This is a genomic window from Microbacterium canaveralium (genome assembly GCF_047238045.1).
In the GTDB taxonomy this organism is placed as follows: Bacteria; Actinomycetota; Actinomycetes; order Actinomycetales; family Microbacteriaceae; genus Microbacterium.
This window is the reverse complement of record NZ_JBDFMA010000003.1, coordinates 1570944-1595003: the sequence shown is the minus strand read 5'-3', so window position 1 is coordinate 1595003 and position 24060 is coordinate 1570944. Positions and strand designations below refer to the sequence as shown.

23 protein-coding genes are annotated in these 24060 nt (G+C 70.1%); 20 read left to right on the top strand and 3 right to left on the bottom strand.

Going from position 1 to position 24060, the window contains the following annotated elements:
* The first annotated feature begins 8 nt into the window (after positions 1 to 8).
* From pdxS to ABC271_RS08525, 10 genes are all read left to right on the top strand, one after another.
* Entirely contained in the window at positions 9 to 893 is an 885-nt protein-coding gene (gene pdxS, locus ABC271_RS08570; protein WP_412924469.1) for a pyridoxal 5'-phosphate synthase lyase subunit PdxS, read from the top strand.
* A complete protein-coding gene (pdxT, locus tag ABC271_RS08565; RefSeq protein WP_412924468.1) occupies positions 883 to 1503 on the top strand; it encodes a pyridoxal 5'-phosphate synthase glutaminase subunit PdxT in 621 nt (206 codons plus the stop codon). The genes pdxS and pdxT overlap by 11 nt, the downstream gene beginning before the upstream one ends.
* A 10-nt stretch (positions 1504 to 1513) precedes the next feature.
* The gene (locus tag ABC271_RS08560; RefSeq protein ID WP_412924467.1) at positions 1514 to 2272 is read left to right on the top strand and encodes a YebC/PmpR family DNA-binding transcriptional regulator; all 759 of its coding nucleotides are present in this window, start codon (positions 1514 to 1516) and stop codon (positions 2270 to 2272) included.
* 48 nt (positions 2273 to 2320) lie between these two features.
* Complete coding sequence (gene ruvC, locus ABC271_RS08555; protein ID WP_412924466.1) at positions 2321 to 2926, top strand: crossover junction endodeoxyribonuclease RuvC; 606 nt, start codon at positions 2321 to 2323, stop codon at positions 2924 to 2926.
* Between the two features lie 9 nt (positions 2927 to 2935).
* Entirely contained in the window at positions 2936 to 3556 is a 621-nt protein-coding gene (ruvA, locus tag ABC271_RS08550) for a Holliday junction branch migration protein RuvA (protein ID WP_412924465.1), read from the top strand.
* Complete coding sequence (ruvB, locus tag ABC271_RS08545; protein ID WP_412924464.1) at positions 3549 to 4598, top strand: Holliday junction branch migration DNA helicase RuvB; 1050 nt, start codon at positions 3549 to 3551, stop codon at positions 4596 to 4598. Before ruvA ends, ruvB begins: the two co-directional genes overlap by 8 nt.
* 79 nt (positions 4599 to 4677) lie before the next feature.
* Complete coding sequence (locus ABC271_RS08540) at positions 4678 to 5130, top strand: preprotein translocase subunit YajC (RefSeq protein ID WP_412924463.1); 453 nt, start codon at positions 4678 to 4680, stop codon at positions 5128 to 5130.
* A gap of 43 nt (positions 5131 to 5173) precedes the next feature.
* Positions 5174 to 6886 (top strand): protein translocase subunit SecD, encoded by a 1713-nt coding sequence (secD, locus tag ABC271_RS08535; protein ID WP_412924462.1) that lies wholly within the window; start codon positions 5174 to 5176, stop codon positions 6884 to 6886.
* Positions 6886 to 7872 (top strand): protein translocase subunit SecF, encoded by a 987-nt coding sequence (gene secF / locus ABC271_RS08530; RefSeq protein WP_412924461.1) that lies wholly within the window; start codon positions 6886 to 6888, stop codon positions 7870 to 7872. Before secD ends, secF begins: the two co-directional genes overlap by 1 nt.
* A gap of 68 nt (positions 7873 to 7940) precedes the next feature.
* Entirely contained in the window at positions 7941 to 10193 is a 2253-nt protein-coding gene (locus ABC271_RS08525; RefSeq protein WP_412924460.1) for a RelA/SpoT family protein, read from the top strand.
* A 10-nt stretch (positions 10194 to 10203) separates the two neighbouring features.
* Here ABC271_RS08525 and ABC271_RS08520 read toward each other — a convergent pair whose 3' ends face one another.
* The 3 genes from ABC271_RS08520 to ABC271_RS08510 form a co-directional block, all read right to left on the bottom strand.
* A complete protein-coding gene (locus tag ABC271_RS08520; RefSeq protein WP_412924459.1) occupies positions 10204 to 10743 on the bottom strand; it encodes a type IV toxin-antitoxin system AbiEi family antitoxin in 540 nt (179 codons plus the stop codon).
* 63 nt (positions 10744 to 10806) lie between these two features.
* Positions 10807 to 12012, bottom strand: coding sequence for a DUF349 domain-containing protein (locus tag ABC271_RS08515; RefSeq protein ID WP_412926123.1), 1206 nt, complete (start codon positions 12010 to 12012; stop codon positions 10807 to 10809).
* A 462-nt stretch (positions 12013 to 12474) separates the two neighbouring features.
* Entirely contained in the window at positions 12475 to 12759 is a 285-nt protein-coding gene (locus ABC271_RS08510) for a dioxygenase (RefSeq protein WP_412924458.1), read from the bottom strand.
* Between the two features lie 107 nt (positions 12760 to 12866).
* Between ABC271_RS08510 and ABC271_RS08505 the strand changes: the two genes are divergently transcribed.
* The 10 genes from ABC271_RS08505 to aroB all read left to right on the top strand — a co-directional run bounded on the left by ABC271_RS08505 (position 12867) and on the right by aroB (position 24000).
* Positions 12867 to 14252, top strand: coding sequence for a replication-associated recombination protein A (locus tag ABC271_RS08505; RefSeq protein WP_412924457.1), 1386 nt, complete (start codon positions 12867 to 12869; stop codon positions 14250 to 14252).
* A gap of 178 nt (positions 14253 to 14430) precedes the next feature.
* Positions 14431 to 15060 (top strand): 30S ribosomal protein S4, encoded by a 630-nt coding sequence (rpsD, locus tag ABC271_RS08500; protein ID WP_412924456.1) that lies wholly within the window; start codon positions 14431 to 14433, stop codon positions 15058 to 15060.
* Positions 15061 to 15192: 132 nt separating this feature from the next.
* Complete coding sequence (locus ABC271_RS08495) at positions 15193 to 15513, top strand: ATPase (protein ID WP_412924455.1); 321 nt, start codon at positions 15193 to 15195, stop codon at positions 15511 to 15513.
* A 60-nt stretch (positions 15514 to 15573) separates the two neighbouring features.
* Positions 15574 to 18243: an alanine--tRNA ligase gene (gene alaS / locus ABC271_RS08490; RefSeq protein ID WP_412924454.1), complete on the top strand. Its 2670-nt coding sequence runs from the start codon at positions 15574 to 15576 to the stop codon at positions 18241 to 18243.
* Entirely contained in the window at positions 18240 to 18713 is a 474-nt protein-coding gene (gene ruvX / locus ABC271_RS08485) for a Holliday junction resolvase RuvX (protein WP_412924453.1), read from the top strand. Before alaS ends, ruvX begins: the two co-directional genes overlap by 4 nt.
* Position 18714: 1 nt before the next feature.
* Positions 18715 to 20343 (top strand): endolytic transglycosylase MltG, encoded by a 1629-nt coding sequence (gene mltG, locus ABC271_RS08480; protein WP_412924452.1) that lies wholly within the window; start codon positions 18715 to 18717, stop codon positions 20341 to 20343.
* Positions 20337 to 21173 carry a shikimate dehydrogenase family protein gene (locus tag ABC271_RS08475; protein ID WP_412924451.1) on the top strand — a complete coding sequence of 279 codons (837 nt, stop codon included), beginning with the start codon at positions 20337 to 20339 and terminating at the stop codon, positions 21171 to 21173. Before mltG ends, ABC271_RS08475 begins: the two co-directional genes overlap by 7 nt.
* 4 nt (positions 21174 to 21177) lie before the next feature.
* A complete protein-coding gene (gene aroC / locus ABC271_RS08470) occupies positions 21178 to 22404 on the top strand; it encodes a chorismate synthase (protein WP_412924450.1) in 1227 nt (408 codons plus the stop codon).
* Positions 22391 to 22927, top strand: coding sequence for a shikimate kinase (locus ABC271_RS08465; RefSeq protein ID WP_412924449.1), 537 nt, complete (start codon positions 22391 to 22393; stop codon positions 22925 to 22927). Before aroC ends, ABC271_RS08465 begins: the two co-directional genes overlap by 14 nt.
* Positions 22924 to 24000, top strand: a complete 1077-nt coding sequence (gene aroB, locus ABC271_RS08460; RefSeq protein WP_412924448.1) for a 3-dehydroquinate synthase — start codon at positions 22924 to 22926, stop codon at positions 23998 to 24000. The genes ABC271_RS08465 and aroB overlap by 4 nt, the downstream gene beginning before the upstream one ends.
* Positions 24001 to 24060: the final 60 nt, after the last annotated feature.

Sequence of the window (24060 nt, the reverse complement as noted above, 5' to 3'; positions counted from 1 at the left end):
AATCGACAATGACCGACACCGGAACCTCCCGCGTCAAGCGCGGACTCGCCGAAATGCTCAAGGGCGGCGTGATCATGGACGTCGTCACCGCGGACCAGGCCCGCATCGCCGAGGATGCCGGCGCCGTTGCCGTCATGGCCCTCGAGCGCGTTCCCGCCGACATCCGCGCGCAGGGCGGCGTCGCCCGCATGAGCGACCCCGACCTGATCGACGACATCATCGCTTCGGTGTCCATCCCCGTGATGGCCAAGGCCCGCATCGGACACTTCGTCGAGGCGCAGGTGCTGCAGGAACTCGGCGTCGACTACATCGACGAGTCCGAGGTGCTCTCACCCGCCGACTACGTCAACCACATCGACAAGTGGAACTTCACCGTGCCGTTCGTGTGCGGCGCGACCAACCTCGGCGAAGCACTCCGCCGGATCACCGAGGGTGCCGCGATGATCCGCTCCAAGGGCGAGGCCGGAACCGGCGACGTCTCCGAAGCGACCAAGCACATCCGCACCATCACGGGCGAGATCAACGCGCTCCGGGCCAAGACCAAGGACGAGCTGTACGTCGCAGCGAAGGAGCTGCAGGCCCCGTACGAACTCGTCGCCGAGATCGCCGAGACCGGGACGCTCCCCGTCGTCCTCTTCACCGCGGGCGGCGTGGCGACCCCGGCCGACGCGGCGATGATGATGCAGCTGGGCGCCGACGGCGTCTTCGTCGGCTCGGGCATCTTCAAGTCGGGTAACCCCGCGCAGCGTGCCGCCGCGATCGTGAAGGCGACCACGTTCCACGACGACCCCAAGATCGTGGCCGAGGCCTCGCGCGGTCTCGGCGAGGCCATGGTCGGCATCAACGTCGCCGACCTCCCGGCCCCGCACCGCCTGGCCGAGCGTGGCTGGTAACACCCCTCGCGTCGGCGTCCTCGCCCTCCAGGGCGACGTCCGCGAGCACCTGCGCGTGCTCGCGGACCTGGGCGCCGACGCTCGGCCCGTCCGGCGGGCGTCCGAACTCGCGGAGGTCGACGGCCTCGTCCTCCCGGGCGGCGAGTCCAGCGTCATCGACAAGCTCGCGCGGGCGTTCGACCTCTTCGACCCCGTGCGCGCGGCGATCGCCGCGGGGCTGCCCGTGCTCGGCACGTGCGCGGGGCTCATCCTCCTCGCCGACCGAATCGACGGCGCGATCGCGGGCCAGCGCACTTTCGGCGGACTCGACGTCCTTGTCCAGCGCAACGCCTTCGGCTCCCAGACGCAGTCGTTCGAGACCGACCTCCCCGTGCCCGTCCTCGGGGATCCGCCCGTGCACGCCGTGTTCATCCGCGCGCCCGTGGTGGTCGAGACGGGCCCGGATGCCACCGCGCTCGCTTCGCTGCCCGACGGACGCGTCGTGGCGGTCGAGCAGGGCAACCTCCTCGGCATCGCCTTCCACCCGGAGTCGACGGGCGAGACGCGCTTCCATGCGCGGTTCCTCGGCCGCGTCCGCAGCCGCGCCGGGATGACGGCGCCCTCGTTCTAGACTGGAACCCATGTCCGGACACTCCAAATGGGCCACGACCAAGCACAAGAAGGCGGTCGTCGACGCCCGCCGCGCCAAGTCGTGGGCCAAGCTCATCAAGAACATCGAGGTCGCCGCCAAGCTCGGTGGGGCGGACCTCCAGGGCAACCCGACGCTCTTCGACGCGGTGCTCAAGGCCAAGAAGACCTCGGTCCCCAAAGACAACATCGACCGCGCCATCAAGCGCGGTGCCGGTATCGGCGGCGAGGCCGTCGAGTACGCGTCGATCATGTACGAGGGATACGGGCCCAACGGCGTCGCGTTCCTCATCGAATGTCTGACCGACAACAAGAACCGCGCCGCAGCCGAGGTTCGTACCGCGCTGAGCCGCAACGGCGGCACACTCGCCGACCCTGGCAGCGTGGCGTACAACTTCAGCCGTAAGGGTGTCATCGTCGTTCCCTCCGAGGGCACGACCGAGGACGACGTCATGCTCGCGGTCCTCGAGGCCGGCGCGGAAGAGGTCGAGCCCCACGGCGACGGCTTCGGCGTCATCACCGAGGCGAGCGACCTGGTCACCGTCCGTTCGGCACTGCAAGAGGCCGGCATCGAATACGACTCCGCCGATGTGGAGTTCGTCCCCTCGCTCAAGGTCGAGGTCGACGCCGACACCGCCCGCAAGGTCTTCCGCCTCATCGACGCGCTCGAAGACAGCGACGACGTCCAGAACGTCTACACGAACTTCGACATGAGCCCCGAGGTGCAGGCCGAGCTCGAGAACGACGAGTAAGGGCGCGCCCTGCTCGACTCCACGACCCCTGCGCCTAGCGTGGGGGTCGTGTCTCGTTCTCTGCGCGTCCTCGGCATCGACCCCGGTCTGACGCGCTGCGGCATCGGGGTCGTCGACGTCGCGCCCGATCGTTCCGCTTCGCTCGTGCACGTCGGCGTCGTGCGTTCGGCCGTGACCGATCCGATCGAGAAGCGTCTCGCGACGATCGCCGCCGGCATCCGGGAGGTGCTCGCCGCGCACGAGCCCCAGGTGGTCGCCGTCGAGCGCGTGTTCGCGCAGAACAACCGCCACTCGGTGATGGGCACCGCTCAGGCGAGCGGCATCGCTCTCTTGCTCGCCGCCGAGCACGGCATCCCGGCAGCCACCCACACCCCCAGCGAGGTCAAGGCCGCCATCACCGGCTACGGATCCGCCGACAAGCTGCAGGTCCAGACGATGGTGGCGCGCGTGCTCCGCCTCGACGCCCTGCCGCAGCCGGCGGACGCCGCCGACGCGCTCGCCCTGGCCCTGTGCCACGCGTGGCGCGGGGGAGCGGCGACGGCCGCGACCGGCGGCGACCTCACTCCCGCACAGAAGGCCTGGCGGGATGCCGAGAAGCGTCAGCCGTCCACAGCGACGCGTGTCGCTCGAACAAAGGTCCGAACCGGCGCGTAGGCTCGTCGCATGATCTCTTCGCTGCAGGGTGTCGCCGCGCACGTCGGCGACGACGCGCTCGTCGTGGTCGTCGGGGGAGTGGGGCTCTCCGTGGCCGTCACGCCGCAGGTCGCTCGCGCGACCCACGTCGGCGATCAGGTGCACCTGCACACGCACCTGGTCGTGCGCGAAGACGCCCTGTCGCTCTTCGGTTTCGAGACGCGCGAAGAACTGACCGTGTTCACGCAGCTGATCGGCGTCACGGGCGTCGGCCCGAAGTCCGCGCTGGGGGTGCTGTCGTATCTGACGGTGCCGCAGATCGCGCAGGCCGTCACCGATGACGACGACGCCCCCTTCAAGCGCGTGTCCGGGATCGGCCCGAAGACGGCGAAACTCATCGTCGTGCAGCTCGCCGGCAAGCTCGCCGTGCCCACGGCTCAGGCACCCGCCGCGGTGGCCGCGCACGGGCAGGTGCCGCTGCAGGTCACGCAAGCCCTCATCGGGCTCGGGTGGAGCGAGCGCGTCGCCGCCGAGGCCGTGGCATCCGTCGCCGAGGACGCCGCCGAGGCCGACCGCGCGTCGGTGCAGGCGCTGCTGCGTCTGACGCTCGCGATGCTGGGGCCCGCGCGCAAGGAACCCGTCGGTGGCTGACGTCGTGCGCGACGCCGGTTCGCCCGACGACGAGACTGAGCTCGCGATCGAGGGTGCGCTGCGCCCGACCTCGCTGAGCGAGTTCGTCGGGCAGCAGAAGGTGCGCGGCCAGCTGCAGCTTCTGCTCGATGCGGCGCGCATCCAGCAGCGCTCGCCCGACCACATCCTGCTTTCGGGTCCACCCGGTCTCGGCAAGACGACGCTCGCGATGATCGTCGCGCACGAGAGCGGCCGCCCGCTGCGACTGTCCAGCGGTCCGGCCATCCAGCACGCCGGAGACCTCGCGGCCCTGCTGTCATCGCTCACGCCCGGCGAGGTGCTCTTCATCGACGAGATCCACCGGATGGCGCGCTCGGCCGAAGAGATGCTGTACCTCGCGATGGAAGACTTCCGCATCGACATCATGGTCGGCAAGGGCGCCGGGGCGACCAGCATCCCGCTCGATCTCGCCCCGTTCACGCTCGTCGGCGCGACCACCCGCGCGGGACTCCTCCCCAACCCTCTCCGCGACCGGTTCGGATTCACCGCCCACCTGGAGTACTACGAGCCGGAAGAGCTCGAACGCGTCGTCTCGCGCTCGGCATCCATGCTCGACGTCGGACTACCGGGTACCGCCCGCTCCGAGATCGCGCGTCGCTCCCGCGGCACCCCGCGCATCGCCAACCGGCTGCTCCGACGCGTCCGCGACTACCTCGTCGTGTACGGCCCGTCGACGGGGACGGATGCCGGCGACGCCGACGTTCGCACCGTTGACGCGGCGCTCGACCTCTACGACGTGGATGCCATCGGCCTCGACCGCCTCGACCGGGCGGTGCTCGACGCGCTCGTGCGACGCTTCCGAGGCGGCCCGGTCGGGCTCAGCACCCTCGCGGTCGCCGTCGGCGAAGAGCCCGAGACGATCGAGTCGGTCGTCGAGCCCTATCTCGTGCGCATCGGCTTCATGGGACGCACCCCCCGCGGACGCGTCGCCACCCCCGAGGCGTACGACCACCTCGGCGCTCCGCACCCCGACGGACTGCTCCGGTTCAGTCAAGGGGGATGACCTATACTCGGCGAGGGATTCCCCGACCCCCTTAGGCAGTGCCGCACGGCTCGCCTGAATCGAAAGGTGCACCGCCTCCATGGATTTCGCGAACTTCTTCGCCAACTACGGCCTGATCATCCTGCTGATCGGCCTGCTGGTCTTCATGTTCTGGAGCTCGCGTCGCCGCATGCAGAAGCAGAAGCTCGAGCAGGAGGAGAAGGCCCGTCAGACCGTTCCGGGCTCCGAGGTGCTGCTGCAGGGTGGCTTGTACGGAACGATCGTCGAGTATGACGGTGAAGACCTCGACAAGCCCGCTCAGGTGGAGATCGCACCGGGCGTGGTCATCAAGGTCCACAGCCAGGCCGTGCTGCGCATCGTGAACCCGGCTCAGGGCTTCGTGACCGAAGACGACTTCATCGAGGCCGAGGAGTCCGAGGCCGAGTACGTCGCGGGCGTCGCCGACGGCGACATCAGCTCGATCAGCGACGACCACCGCGCGGCCCGCCAGGCCGAGACCGAGCGCGACGACAAGGACCGTCCGCAGGTCTGACCCTCCGCCCCTTCCGTTCACCGCCGCACAGAAAGCCGACTCCGTGGCGCCCTCGACTCCCGTCCGCCACGCCTGGCGCGTGCTGACCGGACTGCTCGCCATCACCGGCGTGCTGTTCGGCATCAACGCGCTGGGCGTGTACGCCTTCCAGGCCAGCTCCTGGACCCCCGACCTCGCCCTCGACCTGCAGGGCGGGACGCAGATCATCCTGGCCGCCCAGACCACAGACGGCGCGAACCCTGACGCCGACCAGCTGCAGCAGGCGGTGTCGATCATCCGGCAGCGCGTCGACGCCTCGGGCGTGGGCGAAGCCGACGTGGCCACCGAGGGCGGCCGCAACATCGTCGTGCAGATCCCCGGGCAGGCCGACGAGGCCACGCGTGAGCGCATTCAGAGTTCCGCTCAGCTGCAGTTGCGCGCGGTGCTGTACACGGGATCGCCGGCGACGTCGTTCGTCGGTCAGGACGGGCAGAACACGCCGTACCCGACGCCCGACCCGTCGCTGCCGTCGACGCCCACCGCCTCCCCGACCAACGGCAGCGACCTGTCCTGGGTGACTCCGGCCCTGCAGGCGCAGTTCCTCTCGTACGACTGCGCCAACCCCACGAACAACCCCGCGCAGGCGCCCGCCGACCAGCCGCTGATCACGTGCAGCGACGACGGATCGGTCAAGTACATCCTCGGCCCCGTCGAGCTCGACGGCACCGACATCAGCAACGCCACGAACGGTCAGGAACAGAACACCGGCCAGTGGGCGGTCAACCTCGTCTTCAACGACCAGGGCACGCAGAAGTTCTCCGAGATCAGCCAGCGCCTGTACGGTGCTCAGGCGCCGCTCAACCAGTTCGCCTTCGTCCTCGACGGCTCGGTGCTGTCGGCTCCCTCGATGAACGGCATCATCGTCGACGGCCGCCCCAGCATCACGGGCAGCTTCACGCAGGAGACGTCGAAGGCCCTCGCCGACCAGCTCAAGTACGGCGCCCTGCCGCTGAGCTTCACGGTCGTCAGCTCCGACACGGTGTCGGCGACCCTCGGTTCGCAGCAGCTGCAGGTCGGCTTCATCGCCGGTCTCATCGGCCTCGGCCTCGTCGCGATCTACTCGCTCATCGTGTACCGCGCGCTGGGAACCGTGATCATCGCGTCGCTGGGCGTCATGGCGGTGCTCACGTACGTGACCCTGTGCATCCTGGCCTGGCGTATGGGCTTCCGCCTGTCCCTCGCCGGTGTCGCGGGCCTCATCGTCACCATCGGCTTCACCGCGGACTCGTTCATCGTCTACTTCGAACGCATCCGTGACGAGCTGCGCGACGGGAAGTCGATCACCGCGGCCGTCGAGGACGGCTGGTCGCGAGCGAAGCGCACGATCTACATCTCGAAGTCGATCAACATCCTCGCCGCCATCGTGCTGTACATCCTGGCGGATGCCACGGTGAAGGGCTTCGCGTTCACGCTCGGCCTGACGACCGCGATCGACATCCTGATCTTCATCCTGTTCACGCACCCGGTCATGCAACTGTTGGCGCGCACGCGCTTCTTCGGTTCGGGCCACCCGCTCTCGGGCATGGATCCCGAGGCGCTCGGTGCCGTCTACCGCGGCCGCGCGCAGTTCCGCGCCCCGGCGGCGACCGCCGTCTCGGGCCGCGCCAACCGTTCCCGCGGAGAGGCGCAGCGGCGCCAGACGATCGCCGAGCGCAAGCGCGCCGAGCTCGCCGCCGCACAGAGCAATACGCGCCCCACGAAGGAGGGAGACGACTGATGCGCTCCATGTCGCAGCTCGGCAACGATCTGTACTCGGGGAAGACCTCGTTCCCGTTCGTCCAGCGTCGGCGCCTGTGGTTCATCATCGCCGCCGTCCTCGTCATCGGTGCGGCACTCGTGCCGCTCTTCCGCCCCGTCCAGTTCTCGATCGAGTTCACCGGCGGGTCGCAGTTCACGGTCTCGAATCCCACCTCCTTCGACCAAGCCATCGCGACGGATGCCGTCACCTCGGTCGTCCCGGGCACCACGACGCGCGTCTCCACGATCAGCGATCAGGCCGTGCGCGTGCAGACCGATCAGCTCGACGATCAGCAGACACAGGCCGTGTCCAACGCCCTCGCCGAAGGATACGGAGTGCCGTCGAGCGAGATCACGAACTCGTTCATCGGACCCACGTGGGGTGCGGACGTCACTCGTCAGTCCCTGTGGGGCCTGTCGATCTTCCTCGCGCTGACGTTCGTCATCCTGGCCCTGTACTTCCGCACGTGGAAGATGTCGGTGGCCGCGATCATCGGTCTCGTCGACGTCCTCGTGATCACGATCGGCGTCTACGCCATCTTCGGTTTCGAGATCTCGCCCGCGGCCGTCATCGGCTTCCTCACGATCCTGTCGTACGCGCTGTACGACACGACCGTCGTGTTCGACAAGGTGCGCGAGAACACCCGCCAGGACGGCGAGCTGTCGGGCCGGACGTTCGCCGAGTCGGTCAACCTCGCGGCGAACCAGACGCTCATCCGCTCGATCAACACCACCGTGGTCGCGATCCTGCCGGTCGGCGCGATCCTGTTCATCGGTGTTCCGCTGGGCGCTCGCACCCTCAGCGACATCTCGCTGTCGATCTTCGTCGGCACGATCGTCGCGGCCTACTCGACTCTGTTCGTCGCGGTCCCGCTGTACGCGCTGCTGCGCGAGCGCGAGCCCGCCATCGCGGCGCGCGACACCCGCGTGCGCTCCGCCCGCGAGAAGGCCGGTGTCCCCGCCTGACGGGCGGGCACCGGCCTCACGCGGCGTAGGATGGGAAGACTGACCGCAGCACCGGGGGGAGGGGATCGATGACCGAGACCACGTCCCCCGCGCCGCCGCCGTCATCCCTTCGGCGACTGGTTCCGCGCATCTTCTCGCGCGCGGCCCGGCGTGACGACGTCGACAAGCTGTTGCGGACGGTGCGCACGCACCACCCCAAGGGCGACCTCGGCATCATCGAGCGCGCGTACGCCGTGGCCGACAAGGCCCACGAGGGTCAGAAGCGTCAGAGCGGCGAGCCATACATCACGCATCCGCTCGCGGTCGCCCAGATCCTCGCCGAGCTCGGCCTCGGCCCCAAGGCCATCGCCGCGGCGCTGCTGCACGACACCGTCGAAGACACCGACTACCCGCTCGACCAGCTCGCCGCCGATTTCGGCGACGAGGTCGCGATGCTCGTCGACGGCGTCACGAAGCTCGACAAGGTCAAGTACGGCGAGAGCGCCCAGGCCGAGACCGTCCGCAAGATGATCGTGGCGATGTCGCGCGACATCCGTGTGCTCCTCATCAAGCTCGCCGACCGGCTGCACAACGCGCGCACGTGGGGATTCGTCCCTCCGCACAAGGCCGCCAAGAAGGCGACCGAGACGCTCGAGATCTACGCGCCGCTGGCCCACCGTCTCGGTATCCAAGCGATCAAGAGCGAGCTCGAAGACCTCTCCTTCGCGGTGCTGCACCCCAAGCTCTACGCCGAGATCGAGAGCCTGGTGCGCCAGCGCACGCCGCAGCGCGAGCAGTACGTGCAGACGGTGATCGACGCGATCGACGCAGACCTGCGCGAACTGCGGGTGCGCGGCCGGGTCATGGGCCGTCCGAAGCAGCTGTACTCGGTGTACCAGAAGATGGTCGTGCGGGGCCGCGAGTTCGACGACATCTACGACCTCATCGGCATCCGCATTCTCGTCGGCACGGTGCGCGACTGCTACGCGGTGCTCGGCGCGATCCACGCCCGATGGACGCCGCTGCCCGGCCGGTTCAAGGACTACATCGCCACGCCGAAGTTCAACCTCTACCAGTCGCTGCACACGACCGTGATCGGTCCGAGCGGGCGGACGGTCGAGATCCAGATCCGCACGCACGAGATGCACCAGCAGGCCGAGTTCGGTGTCGCGGCGCACTGGAAGTACAAAGAGCGGATGGCCGGCGGTAAGACCGATGCCAAGGCCTCCGACACCGACATGGCGTGGATCGCCCGTATCTCCGACTGGCAGGCGGAGACCGCCGACCCGGGCGAGTTCCTCGATTCTCTGCGCTTCGAGATCGGCGCGAAAGAGGTCTACGTCTTCACGCCGAAGGGGCGCGTCATCGGTCTGCCGAAGGGCGCCACGCCGGTCGACTTCGCGTACGCCGTCCACACCGAGATCGGCCACCGCACGATGGGCGCGAAGGTCAACGGCCGGCTCGTGCCGCTGGAGACCGAGTTGCAGTCGGGCGACGTCGTCGAGGTCTTCACCTCCAAGAACCCCGACGCCGGGCCGAGTCAGGACTGGCTCGGGTTCGTCAAGAGCACGCGCGCACGCAACAAGATCCGCGGCTGGTTCACGAAGGAACGCCGCGAAGAGGCGATCGAGCAGGGCAAGGACTCCATCGCGCGCGCGATGCGCCGCCAGAATCTTCCCCTGCAGCGCCTCATGAACCAGGACTCGTTCACCGAGGTCGCACGCGGGTTCCACTACGAGGACGTGTCCGCGCTGTACGCAGCCGTAGGCGAGGGCCACGTTTCGACGCAGTCGGTCATCGAGAAGGTCACGGCCCTCGTCAGCGCCGACGACACCTCGACCGGCCCGATCGACCTGCCGCAGGTCGGGCGCAGTCGCGCACCGCGCGGCGGCGACTCGGGCGTGCTGGTGCGGGGCGCCCCCGACATCCTGGTCAAGCTCGCGAAGTGCTGCACGCCCGTGCCGGGCGACGAGATCGTCGGCTTCGTCACCCGCGGCAGCGGCGTGTCCGTGCATCGCTCCGACTGCACGAACGTCAAGTCGCTCCGCGAAGATCCCGAGCGGCTCATCGACGTCGAGTGGGCACCGACCACGAAGAGCGTCTTCCTCGTCCAGATCCAGGTCGAGGCGCTCGACAGGTCGGGGCTGCTGAGCGACGTGACGCGCGTCCTGAGCGAGCACCACGTCAACATCCTGTCGGCCACGGTGTCCACGACGAACGACCGCCTGGCGCTCAGCAAGTTCGTGTTCGAGATGGGCGACACCGTCCACCTCGACCGCGTCCTCAACGCCGTGCGGCGCATCGACGCCGTCTACGACGTGTACCGCGTCACCTCCTCCTGAGCAGCTGCGCTCACGGGCTGCCGACGGAGGCGAGAACCTCGTCGGCGCGCCGACCGTAGGGGAATCGGGGATGCCGGGCGATCCAGGCCCGTGCGTCGGCGACGAGCTCGGGGCTCGCGACACCCCAGGAGGACGCGGCGGCGATGTCGTCGGCATCCGCTGATCGGGCAAGGTCGACGAGCGTCCGACCGGGACTCGTGACCTGCACTCCGGCGATCGTGACGACGTCGCCCGGCGGTACGCGCACATCGTGCGAGATCACGCCCGCCCACCGGACCGGCCGTGTCCTCTCGGCGGACGCCCGCTGGACGTGGTGGCGCGTCGGCTCGAGAACGATGCCCCCGTGAACCCACGCGGCGCTTGCTCGAACGGCTGCCCAACGATCGCCGAGGAGAGGGGCCAGGCTCCGCGCGCGCATCCACGTCGTCTCGACCGCATCCGCCGGCATGAAGCCCTCACCGATCGGTGTGAGGAGCCCGTCGAGGCACGCAGCGGTCAGCTCGGTCAGGGAGAGTCGTTCTCCGGGGAAGTACAGAAAGGGAGAGACCATCCCGACAGTGTGCCGGGATGGTCTCTCGCTCGGCGTCTACGGACGCCGGACTGTGGAGAACGTTCAGCCGCCCAGAGCGCGCAGCCACGTGCGCCGAGCCTCGAGAGCCTCCGACGCCTGGGCAGCGGCGCGCTTGTCACCCTTGGCCTCGGCCGCGGCCAGCTCGGCCTCGAGCTTCTCGATCGCATCGGTGAGCTGACGCGTCATGTCGTTCGCACGCGCCTTCTGCTCGGGATCGTTGCGCTTCCAGTCGGCGTCCTCACGGGCGCGGACGCTCTGCTCGATCTTGCGGAGCTCGTCGTCGAGCACGCGCTCCTTGTCACGCGGGAAGATGCGTCCGATCTCGTCCCACTGCCGCTGGATCGCGGTCAGCTTCTGACGAGCGGTCGCCAGGTTCTTCTCGTCGACGATCGGCGCCGCCTCTTCGAGGAGGGCACGCTTCTGCTCGATCTTCTCCTTCGATGCCTCGGCGTCCGCCGTCTCGCGCTCGATCCGCGCGCTGTAGAGCGCGTCGCCCGCGGCCTTGAATCGAGCCCAGAGCGCGTCGTCGACCTTGCGGCCGGCTCGTCCCGACGCCTTCCACTCGTCGAGCAGGTCGCGGTACGCGGGGATGCCGTCCTCGCCGCGCGGAGCGAGCGCCTCGGCTCGCTCGACCAGCCGCGTCTTGACGTCGCGCGCCGACTTGTGCGTCTCGTCGAGGGCCGAGAAGAACTCTCGGCGGTGCCGGTCGACGGTCGCGCGCGCGTCGCGGAAGCGGCGCCACAACTGCTGAGCGGTCGACTTCGGCAGACGCGGACCGTTCTGCTGGTGGGCCTGCCAGCGGTCGAAGAGGGCCGTCATGTCGGCCGTCATCTGCTTCCACTGAACGGACTGCGGGTCACGCGCGGCGAGAGCCTCGGCCTGCTCCACGATCTCGGTGCGCTCGCGTACCGCGTCCTCGACGGCCTCCTTGGCCGCGGCGGCCTCGGTCTCACTGGCCTCGGCGAGTTCGGCGGTCAGCGCATCGAGGCGCGCGAGCAGAGCCGCGAGGTCGCCGACCGCGGCGGCGCCGTCGACCTTGGCGCGAACGGTCGCGGCGGTGGAGCGCAGGTCGGAGGCGGAGGCGCCGCCCCGGCGGTGGCGCACCTCGAGGAGGGTCACCTCACCCGCCAGATCGGCGAACTTGCGGGTGTAGTAGGCGAGAGCCTCGTCGGGCGTGCCGTCGGGGTACTGCCCGACGACGCGCCACTCCTCACCCTCGCGGACGGATACCGTCCCGTCCTCGTCCACGCGACCCCACGGTGCGACCGGTGCGGCAACGCGCGCGCCCGGTCGCGGTCCGGGGCGAGGGCCCGGAGCGGGCGTCGCCTTCGGAGCCACCTGGTTCGGCGCCTCGTCGGCGACAGGGGAGTCGCCCTCGGCCTCCTCGGTCGCGGGAGCATCCTCGGTCGCGGGAGCGTCCTCGGTCACGGGAGCATCCTCGGTCGCCGCGATCTCGTCGGCGGCGGCTGCCTCCGTCTCGGGCTCGTCTGTCGCAGGGATCGCGTCATCCGACACGGTCTCGGTCACCGTCTCATCGGTGGGGGACTCGATGGTCTGGTCGGACGTCTCGGCGTCGTCGGCGACGGCGGGAGTGGTGTCGGTGGGGTCGGAGGAGGGAACGGAAGTCACGGGAAGCACCTCATCGCGGCAGGGCCGCCTGGGGGAGAAGGACCCTCCGAGCCTAGTACGACGGATGCCGTCGCCACAGGATCAGGGGGTCGGCGCCACCGTGGGGTCGAGCAGAGGGGCGCTGGGCTGCGGAGTGGGAGTGTCGGCGACCGTGGGCTCCGGCGTCGGCGCGCCGGGCCCGCTGACGAAGTACACCGTCTGCAGGCCGACGGCGCCGGCGATCACCACGAGCCCGACGATCAGCGCGAGGACGTTGTCGCGCGTCCGACGCTTCGTCTGCCGACGATGCAGTTCCTGGCGGGCCTGATACGCCCGGGCGCGCTCGCGCTGTTCGCGGCTCTGCCGATCCTTGCCACCCGTTGCCACATCGACCTCTCTTCACCGCCTGCGGACCGCCCCGATCCTACGCATCGTCGCGATGAGCCCACAAAGAAGCCCGATCCCGTGTCGGCGGTCGCGATTAGCCTGGGTCGGTGACCTCTGCTTCCGCCCTCTTCCAGGGCCAGACCCCGCTCGCGGTGCGCATGCGCCCGACGAGTCTCGACGAGGTCGCCGGCCAGGGTCATCTGCTGCGCCCCGGCTCGCCCCTCGTGACGCTCGCGGGCGCCGACTCCTCGGCATCCGGGTCGGCGGTGTCGGTCATCCTGTGGGGACCGCCGGGCACGGGCAAGACCACGCTCGCGCAGGCCATCGCGCGTTCCTCGGGGCGACGGTTCGTGGAGCTCTCCGCGATCACCGCGGGGGTGAAGGACGTCCGCGAGGTCATGCAGGAGGCACTCACCCAGCGCGACCTGTACGGGCAGTCGACGATCCTGTTCCTCGACGAGATCCACCGCTTCACGAAGGCCCAGCAGGACGCGTTGCTTCCCGGGGTCGAGAACGGCTGGGTGGTGCTCATCGCCGCCACCACTGAGAACCCGTCGTTCTCCGTCATCTCCCCTCTGCTGTCCAGGTCGCTGCTCCTCACCCTCCGCCCTCTCGGAGACGACGACCTCGGCGCCCTCGTCGATCGCGCTGTCACCGACCCGCGCGGCCTCGGCGACGCCGTCGTCCTCAGCGACGACGCACGATCCGCGCTCGTGCGCCTCGCCTCCGGTGACGCCCGGCGCGCGCTGACCGCGCTCGAGGCCGCGGCCTCCGTCGCGGCCGACGACGCCAGCCGCGCGGCACCCGGCGACGAGGAAGACGACGACCGCGACCCCTCGGATGCCGCCGACCCGCGCCCGGTGATCACCGGCGACCACATCGCGCAGGCCGTCGACCGTGCGTTGCTGCGCTACGACCGTCAGGGCGACGAGCACTACGACGTCATCAGCGCGTTCATCAAGTCGGTGCGCGGATCCGACGTCGACGCCGCCATCCACTACCTCGCGCGCATGATCGAAGCGGGGGAGGACCCCCGCTTCATCGCGCGGCGCCTCGTGATCTCGGCCGCGGAAGACATCGGGCTCGCCGACCCGCAGGCACTGCAGATCGCGGTCGCGGCCGCCGACGCCGTGGCCTTCATCGGTATGCCCGAGGGACGCATACCCCTGGCCGAAGCCACGGTGTACCTCGCGACGACGGCGAAGTCGAACGCCGCGTACAACGCGATCAACGCCGCGATCGCCGACGTCCGCGCGGGCGGGTTCGGGCGCGTCCCGCTGCACCTCCGCGATGCGCACTATCCCGGCGCCAAGCGGCTCGGGCACGGCAAGGGGTACAAATACGCCCACGACAGCGAGATTGGCATCGTCGCGCAGCAGTATCTGCCCGACGAGCTGCGGGGGAAGCAGTACTACCAGCCCACCTCCCACGGCGCGGAACGAGACGTCTCCGCGCGGCTGGAGAAGATCCGCCGCATCCTCGACGGCGGCTGAAACGGCCGCGCAGGCGCCTCTGATAACATGAACCGGCTCGAAACAGGGTTTTCGGGCATCCCCTCCTTCCTGTGATCACCTTCCGGTGCGCCCCGGCGTGCGTTCCGGATCGGGCGGAAGGGGGCGATACGTCCGTGAGCCGCGAAAGGCGCGGCCACGTCATCGGAAGGAGTACTTCGTGGCAACGAAGTCTCAGGACCGCCGCAAGGTCCGTCTGTCGCGCGCCCTCGGCGTCGCGCTCACCCCCAAGGCCGCCCGCTACCTCGAGAAGCGTCCCTACGCTCCCGGCGAGCACGGCCGCACCAAGCGCAAGGCTGACAGCGACTACGCCGTCCGTCTTCGCGAGAAGCAGCGTCTGCGCGAGCAGTACGGCATCCGCGAGAAGCAGCTGCGCATCGCGTTCAACGAGGCCCGCCGCACCGACGGCCTGACCGGTGAGAACCTGGTCGAGCTCCTCGAGATGCGTCTGGACGCCCTGGTCGTTCGTTCGGGCTTCGCCCGCACCACGGCTCAGGCACGCCAGCTCGTCGTGCACCGCCACATCCTGGTCGACGGCCAGCTCGTGGACCGCCCGTCCTTCCGCGTGAAGCCGGGTCAGCTCGTGCACGTCAAGCCCAAGAGCGAGGGCCTCGAGCCCTTCCAGGTCGCGGCCGCCGGCGGACACGCCGAGGTCCTGCCCCCCGTTCCGGGCTACCTCGAGGTCGACCTCTCGACGCTGCAGGCACGTCTCGTGCGTCGCCCGAAGCGTGCCGAGGTGCCCGTCACGTGTGACGTGCAGCTCGTCGTCGAGTACTACGCCGCTCGCTGAGTCCCGCACTCACGAGCCGAAGGGCGTCGGGTTCTCCCGGCGCCCTTCGTCGTTCCCGGTCGCGGTCCCGGGGCGGATGGCATCCATCGTCCGGACGCGCGCTCGCGCGACCCTGTCGCCTACGATGAAGGGATGCCGCGCCCGCGGCGCTCGCTCGAGGAAGAAGTGGTGAACGTGAGAAGCCTCGTCTGGTTCGTATTGGGCATCGCCGGAGGCTTCGTGGCCGCGCACCTGGTCAACAAGGACCCCCGCGGTCAGGAGCTGCTGGCCCAGGTCGACGCCCGGATCGGCGAGTTCGCCGACCGCATGAGCGAGGCCTACCACGAGCAGGAGACGCGCCTGTCCGACGTCCTCGACGACGCCAAGACCGTGGCGGCCAGCGCCGCCGACACGGCGGCCGACGCGGCCGCGACCGTCGCCGCGGCCGCCAAGAACGCCGCCCCCACCGACTGACCTCCCGGCATCCCGCCCCCTTCACCGGGGCGGATCCGCACGCCCACGGAAAGACCCGACATGAAAACCGCCGAGATCGCTCAGCGCTTCCTCGACTACTTCGAGAAGAAGAACCACACCATCGTGCCGTCGGCCTCGCTCGTCACCGACGACCCGGCCCTGCTGTTCACCGTGGCCGGCATGGTTCCGTTCATCCCGTACCTCAGCGGTGTCGTTCCTCCTCCCTACCCCCGCGCGGCCGACGTCCAGAAGTGCATCCGCACGAACGACATCGAGGAGGTCGGGAAGACCCCTCGCCACGGCACCTTCTTCCAGATGCTGGGCAACTGGTCGTTCGGCGACTACTTCAAGGAAGACGCGATCCGCTACGCGTGGGAGTTGCTGACCACCCCGGATGCCGAGGGCGGCCTGGGCTTCGACCCGAAGGACCTGTGGGTCACGGTCTACGAAGAGGACGACGAGGCCCACGACCTCTGGCGTAGCCTCACCGATCTGCCCGAGGAGCGCATCCAGCGCCTCGGCAAGGACACGAACTACTGGTCGACGGGGCTTCCGGGGCCCGCCGGCCCGTGCTCCGAGATCTTCTTCGACCGTGGCCCGGCGTACGGCATCGACGGGGGACCGGCCACCGACGACGACCGCTACGTGGAGATCTGGAACCTCGTGTTCATGCAGTACGAGATCACGAACGTGCGATCGAAGTACGACTTCGACATCGTCGGCGAGCTGCCGGCGAAGAACATCGACACCGGCATGGGCCTGGAGCGCATCGCGTTCATCAAGCAGGGCGTCGACAACATGTACGAGACCGACCAGGTGCGTCCCGTCCTCGACCTGGCGGCAAAGCTCGCGGGCAAGGCGTACGGCGCCGAATCGCACGAGGACGACGTGCGGCTGCGCATCGTCGCCGACCACGTGCGTTCCTCGCTCATGCTGCTCGCCGACGGCGTCACGCCGTCGAACGAGGGTCGCGGCTACATCCTGCGCCGCATCATGCGACGCGCCATCCGTTCGATGCGCCTTCTCGGCGTCGAGGGCCCGACCTTCCCGGAGCTGTTCGCCGCGTCGCGCGACGCGATGAAGGAGTCGTACCCCGAGGTCGCGTCCGACTACGCGCGTCTGTCCGCGTACGCGATCGCTGAGGAGCAGACCTTCCTCCGCACGCTCGCCGCGGGGTCGGCGATCCTCGACCAGTCCGTGGCGGATGCCAAGCACGGCGGGGCCACGACGCTGTCCGGCTCCGAGGCCTTCCTGCTGCACGACACGTACGGCTTCCCGATCGACCTCACGCTCGAGATCGCCGAAGAAGCGGGCCTCACCGTCGACCGCGGCGCGTTCGACACCCTCATGCAGGAGCAGCGCGCGCGGGCGAAGGCCGACGCCCGCTCCCGCAAGGGCGCGATCGCCGATCAGAGCGTGTACCGCGAGTTCCGCGCGCTCGGTGAGACGGTGTTCACCGGCTACACCGACCTGGAGACCGAGTCGAAGGTGCTCGGCATCCTGATCGACGGGCGCAGCACCGATCGCGCGTCGCAGGGACAGATCGCCGAGGTCGTGCTCGCCGAGACGGCGCTCTACGCCGAGTCCGGCGGCCAGGTCGCCGACAAGGGTGTCATCGTCGGCCCGGGCTACGAGCTCGAGGTACTCGACGTGCAGCGTCCCGTTCCGGGCCTGATCAGCCACACCGTCGAGGTCACGAGCGGCGAGGTTTCGATCGACGCCCCCGCAACGACCGTGGTCGATGCTCTGAACCGCCATTCGGCGCAGCAGGCGCACTCGGCGACGCACCTCGTGCACGCGGCGATCCGCGACACCCTCGGCAAGTCCGCGACGCAGACCGGTTCGCTCAATCGCGCGGGCTACATGCGCTTCGACTTCAGCTGGGGTGCGGCGCTGTCGCCCGAGACCCGCACCGAGATCGAGGACATCGCCAACAACGCGGTGCGCGACAACCTCGAGGTCACCACGCGCGTCCTGTCGCTGGACGAGGCGAAGGCCGCGGGCGCCATGGCGCTGTTCGGCGAGAAGTACGGCGACACCGTGCGGATGGTCGACATCGGCGGCCCGTGGTCGCGAGAGCTCTGCGGTGGCACGCACGTCGCCCGCAGCGCGGAGATCGGTCTGGTCAATCTCGTCGGCGAATCGTCGGTCGGTGCGTCCAACCGCCGGGTCGAGGCGCTCGTGGGCCTGGACGCCTTCCGCGACCTGGCCGCCGAACGCGCAATCGTGTCGCAGCTGACGACGTCGCTGAAGACCCCGCGCGAGCAGCTCACGACCCGGATCGCCGAGCTCGCCGCGAGCCTGAAGGCCGCCGAGAAGAAGATCGCCGCGTTCGAGGCGCGGGCGCTCTCCGACCGTCTGCCGCAGCTCGCGGAGTCCGCGGTCGCCGTGGGCACCGTCCGCGTCGTCGCGCAGTCCCTCGGTGAGGGCGCGTCGTCCGACGACGTGCGCTCCCTCGCGCTGCAGGTCCGCGACCGACTCGGTTCCGACCCCGCCGTCGTCGCCCTCGGGAGTGTCGCCGGAGGCCGTGCGACGGTCGTCGTCGTCACGAACGACGCCGCCCGCGAACGCGGTCTCGCCGCCGGAGCCCTGGCCAAGGCCGCTGCGGGCGTCCTCGGCGGTGGGGGCGGCGGTCGTCCCGACGTCGCGCAGGGCGGCGGAACGGATGCCGCGGCCCTTCCGCAGGCGCTCGAGGGCATCGTCACGGACGTCCGGGCGACCACGGCGTGACGGAGTTCCGCCGAGGCATCCGGCTGGGCATCGACGTGGGACGCGCGCGCGTCGGCGTCGCCCGGTCGGATCCCGACGGTCTTCTCGCGGTGCCCGTCGAGACCGTCCCGCGCAAGGGCGAGCCCGTACGCCGGATCGTCGCCCTCGCGGCCGAATACGACGCGTTCGAGGTCCTCGTCGGTCTTCCGCTGAATCTCCGCGGCGAGGACACACCCTCCACCACCGATGCGCGCGGCTTCGCCGCCGAGCTGGCCGCGGCGTTGACCGTACCGGTCCGCCTCGTCGACGAGAGACTCAGCACCGTCTCGGCGCACGACGTCCTCCGGCAGGCAGGCCGCTCCCAGCGGGATTCTCGTAGCATTGTGGACCAAGTCGCCGCTGTGGTGCTGCTGCAGCAGGCGCTCGACGTCGAGCGACGGTCCGGCGACCCGGTCGGACCCGCTGTAGCACCGGGACAGGAGCCCGCCTGACATGCCCGAGAACGACCCCACCGACCCCTTCGCCGACCTCTACCGTCGTCTGCCCGACCCGCGTACGGGGACGTCGGATGCCGCGTCTCGCGGCGACGACAGGGCCGCGGCCCCGTCTCCCGACGCGCCCGCACCTCCCTCGCGCCGTGCCGCTCGTGAGGCCCGACGCACACAAACCGGCCCGACCGCCGCCGGCACGCCGGAATCCGCGAACGGCACCGCCGCCGAGTCGCCCGCGGCCACCGCCGCACTCCCCGCCGCCCGGCCCGAGTCCGCGCAGACGCCGACGTCCGCGCCGGAACCACAGCACGCATCCGCTCCGCGGGCCGCCGCCCCGTCTGAACCGGCCGCGCGGGTATCCGAGCCCCGTCCCGCCGCCCGAGTCGAGTCTCCGCGCGAGGAAGCGCCGGTGCTCGTCGGCGCCGGCGCCCACGCCGCCGGACGATCCGGAGACGGTCGCGCACCGGCATCCGGCTCTCTGGAAGACCTCTTCACCGGACACGCCACCACCGATGCGGTGCGCGGCGCCACCCGCCCGCCACGGCGCCGCCGTCGGACGGGCGCCTGGATCGCGCTCGCTATCGTGCTCATCCTCATCGGCGGTCTGGTGGGCGGTGGCTTCGCCCTGTGGAACGCCTACGGGGAGCGCGTCCAGGCGTTCTTCGGCACCGGGGAGCCCACGGACTACGCCGAGGGAATGGCCACGGGCGAAGCCCGCGTCACGATCGTGTCCGGCGACACCGGCGAGTCCGTCTCGCCGAAGCTGTTCGAGGCCGGCGTGACCAAGCAGTCGGACTCGCTGTACTCCTACATGGTCAAGAACTCCGTGGCCTTCACCTTCCAACCCGGTGTCTACAAGCTGCAGCAGCAGATGTCCTCCGCCGCGGTGATCGCGGCTCTCCGCGACCCCGCGAACCGCCTGAACCACACGGTGCAGCTCCGGGAGGGGCTGACGCTCACGCAGTCGCTCGATGCCATGTCGGAGCAGCTGAGCATTCCGCGCGCCGACTTCGATGCGGCCACCGCCGATCCGTCGCAGTACGGCGTGCCGGCATCCACGCTCGAGGGCTGGATCTTCCCCGCGACGTACGACTTCGACGACGGTGTCACCGCGACCGATGTCATCCAGCGCATGGTGCAGCGCACGGTGCAGTCCCTCGACCAGGCGGGGGTCCCCGAATCCGATCGCGAGCGCATCCTCATCGTCGCCTCCATCATCGAGCGCGAGGCGCGCAACCCCGACGACTTCTACAAGGTCTCGCGCGTGATCGAGAACCGCCTGCAGCCCGACAACGACGAAACTCACGGCCTGTTGCAGATGGACTCGACGGCTCAGTACGGCGTGGGGGAGATCGGTGCCGGAAGTTCGTCGTCATCGGAGAACGCCCTCACCAGCGACAACCCCTGGAACACCTATATCCACCCGGGACTGCCGATCGGGCCGATCTCCAATCCCGGCGACCTCGCCATCGACGCGGCCATGCACCCCGTCGACGGCACGTGGTACTACTTCACGACGGTGAACCTGGCCACGGGCGAGACCGTGTTCTCGACCACGTACGCCGACCAGCTCAAGGCGGTCGACCAGTTCCAGCAGTGGTGCCGCGACAACCCCGACGGCGGATGCTGACTCCGGCCCGGCTCGCCGTCTGGGGGGACCCGATCGACCACTCGCGGTCGCCGGCGCTGCACGCGGCGGCGTACCGCGAGCTGGGTCTGCCGTGGGAGTACGGGCGACGCCAGGTCGCCGAGGCCGAATTCGTCGGGGCGCTGGACGAGCTGGATGCCACGTGGCGCGGCCTCTCGCTCACGATGCCGCTGAAGAAGGTCGCCGCACGTGCCGCGGTCTCCCTCGACGACGCGGCACGGCTCACCGGCGCGGTCAACACGCTCCTGCTGACGGAGGACGGCCCGCGCGGGTTCAACACCGACGTCGGAGGGCTGGCGCGCGCGCTGCGTGAGGCGGGCATCGAACGGGCCGAGCGCGCGCGCATCCTCGGCGCCGGCGCCACCGCCACGTCGGCGCTGCTGTCGCTGGCGGAGCTCGGTGTGGAGCGCGTCGAGGTCGTCGCGCGGCGACCCGGCCCCGTGCTCGTCCTGCGCGATCTGGGAGCGAGCATCGGCGTGGATGTCGTCGGAGCCCCGTTCGCCGCCGCCGCCGATCCCGCGGAGGTCGCGGTGACCGTCGGAGCTCTGCCCGGGAACGTCGATGTGGGCGACGGCATCCGTCCCTACGCCGAACGCGGTGGACTGCTCCTCGATGTCGTCTACGGGGGCTGGCCGACCAGCCTCGCCCGCGCGTGGCACGACGCGGGGAACGAGGCGATCAACGGCCTCCCGATGCTGCTGCATCAGGCCCTTCTTCAGGTGCGCGTGTTCGTCGGTGGCGACGCCGCTCTCCCGCTCGAGCACGAGGACGCCGTGCTCGCCTCGATGCGCGCCGCGATCGTGGGAGGATAGGGGCATGCTTCGCGTGCTCACGGCCGGGGAATCCCACGGCCCCGAACTGGTCGCCCTCATGGAGGGGATGCCGGCCGGTGTCCCGATTTCTCCCGCGCAGATCCGCGCGGATCTGGCTCGTCGCAAGCTCGGCTACGGCCGCGGCTCACGGATGAAGTTCGAGGAAGACGAGCTGACGCTCTCCACCGGCATCGTGCACGGTTTCACGATCGGCAGCCCCATCGCGCTGCGCATCGGCAACACCGAATGGCCGAAGTGGGTCGAGGTCATGAGCCCCGAGCCGGTCGAACTCTCCGACCGCTCGCGCGGTCGCGGCGCCGCGCTCACGCGCCCGCGCCCGGGCCACGCCGACCTCGTCGGCATGCAGAAGTACGGCTTCGACGAGGCACGGCCGATTCTCGAGCGCGCGTCGGCACGTGAGACCGCCGCACGCGTCGCCCTCGGCGCCGTCGCGCGCGCGTTCCTCGCCGAGCTGGGCATCCGGCTCGTCAGCCACACGCTGTCGATCGGTCCGGTGCGCGTGCCCGAGGACGCCGCGCTGCCGACGCCCGACGACGTCGACCTCCTCGACGCCGATCCGCTGCGCTGCTTCGACCCTGAGACCTCCGCCGCGATGGTCGCCGAGGTCGACGACGCGAAGAAGGCCGGAGACACCCTCGGCGGCATCGTCGAGGTGCTCGCCTACGGCCTGCCCCCGGGGCTGGGATCGCACGTCCAGTGGGACCGTCGACTGGATGCCAAGCTCGCCCAGGCCCTCATGAGCATCCAGGCGATCAAGGGGGTTGAGGTCGGCGACGGCTTCCTCACCACGACGCGCCGCGGGTCGCAGGCCCACGACGAGCTGTTCGCCACCGAGGACGGCATCACCCGCTCGTCCGACCGCGCCGGTGGCACCGAGGGCGGCATGTCGACGGGCACCGTGCTGCGGGTGCGGGCGGGCATGAAGCCCATCGCGACGATCCCGCACGCGCTGCGCACGGTCGACGTCGCGACGGGCGACACGGCCGCCGCGCACCACCAGCGCTCCGACGTCTGCGCCGTGCCCGCGGCCGGTGTCGTCGCCGAGGCGATGGTCGCGATCACCCTCGCCGACGCCGTCCTCGACAAGTTCGGTGGCGACAACGTCGCCGAGACGCGCCGCAACCTCGAGTCGTACCTCGCGCACCTGCCCGAGACGCTGCGCACCACCGACGCCTCCGACGCGGCGTTGCTCGCGCATGACCTCGGCTGAGGCCGGCACCGGCGCACTCGTGCTCATCGGACCGATGGGGGCGGGCAAGACCAGCGTCGGTCGGCGCGTCGCACGCGCCCTCGGCGAGATGTTCAGCGACACGGACAAGATCGTCGTGCGCGACCACGGACCCATCCGCGATCTGTTCCTCGCGCACGGCGAGGCGCACTTCCGTGCGGTCGAGCGCGACGCCGTCGCCGAGGCGCTCGATCGTGGCGGTGTCGTCGCGCTCGGCGGGGGAGCCGTGCTCGACCCCGTGACGCGCGAGCGCCTGACCCATCATCGCGTCGTGCTGTTGACCGTGGCGCCGCACGTCGTGGCATCCCGGATCCATGGCGATGAGCGGCCGCTCCTGGGCGGCGAAGACCCGGCGGAGCGCTGGCTCCGCATCTACGAAGAACGGCGACCGATCTACGAAGCGGCCGCCGATATCGCCTTCGACACGTCGTCGGGCCCTCTCGCCGGCGTGGTCGACGACATCGTGGCCTGGGCGCGACGCGTCCCGGCCCAGGAGACCCCATGACCGACACCACCACCGTCTCCGTCGCCGGCGACCCCGGCTACGACATCACGATCGGGCGAGGCCTGCTCGCGACCCTGGGCGAGAGACTGCCCGCGAACGCGCAGAAGGTGCTCATCGTGCACCCGCCGACCCTGGCGGCGCAGGCCGAGGCTCTGCGCGCGCAGCTCGTCGGCGACCGGCAGGTACTGCTCGCCGAGATCCCGGATGCCGAAGCGGGCAAGCGCGTCGAGGTGGCGGCGTTCTGCTGGCAGGTCATGGGCCAGGCCGACTTCACCCGCACGGATGCCGTCATCGGCTTCGGCGGGGGAGCCGTCACCGACCTCGCGGGGTTCGTCGGCGCGACGTGGCTCCGCGGCGTCGCGCTCGTGCAGGTGCCGACGACGGTGCTGGGCATGGTGGACGCCGCCGTCGGCGGCAAGACCGGCATCAACACCGCCGAGGGCAAAAACCTGGTGGGCGCGTTCTGGCCGCCGGTCGCGGTGGTCTGCGACCTTGATCTGCTCGACACCCTGTCGAAGAACGAAGCGACGGCCGGTTTCGCCGAAGTGGTCAAGGCGGGATTCATCTGGCATCCCGAGATCCTGGATCTCATCGAGGCCGACCCCGAGAACATCGTCGACCCCCGCGGCGACGCGTTCCGCCGGTGCATCGAGCTCGCGATCGACATGAAGGCGCGCGTCGTCGGCGAAGACCTGCGCGAGGCGGGCCTGCGCGAGGTGCTGAACTACGGTCACACGCTCGGCCACGCGATCGAGCACGCCGAGCGGTACCGGTGGCGCCACGGCGCCGCGATCTCGGTCGGCATGGTGTTCGCCGCGGAGCTCTCGCGCCTGGCCGGGCGCCTGTCCGACGACGTCGCCCAGCGCCACCGCGACGTGCTCGAGTCGCTGGGCCTGCCCACGACCTATCGCGCCGGCGCCTGGCAGACGCTGAAGGCCACGATGCAGCGCGACAAGAAGAGCCGCGGCAGCATGCTGCGCTTCATCGTGCTCGACGATCTGGCGCGTCCAACGGTGCTGCAGGCCCCCGACGAGTCGCTGCTGTTCGCGGCGTACCAGGAGGTCGGCGCGTAGTCTCCGCTCACGCGAACGGCCCCGCCTCCCTCGGGAGACGGGGCCGTCGACGTTCCGGGG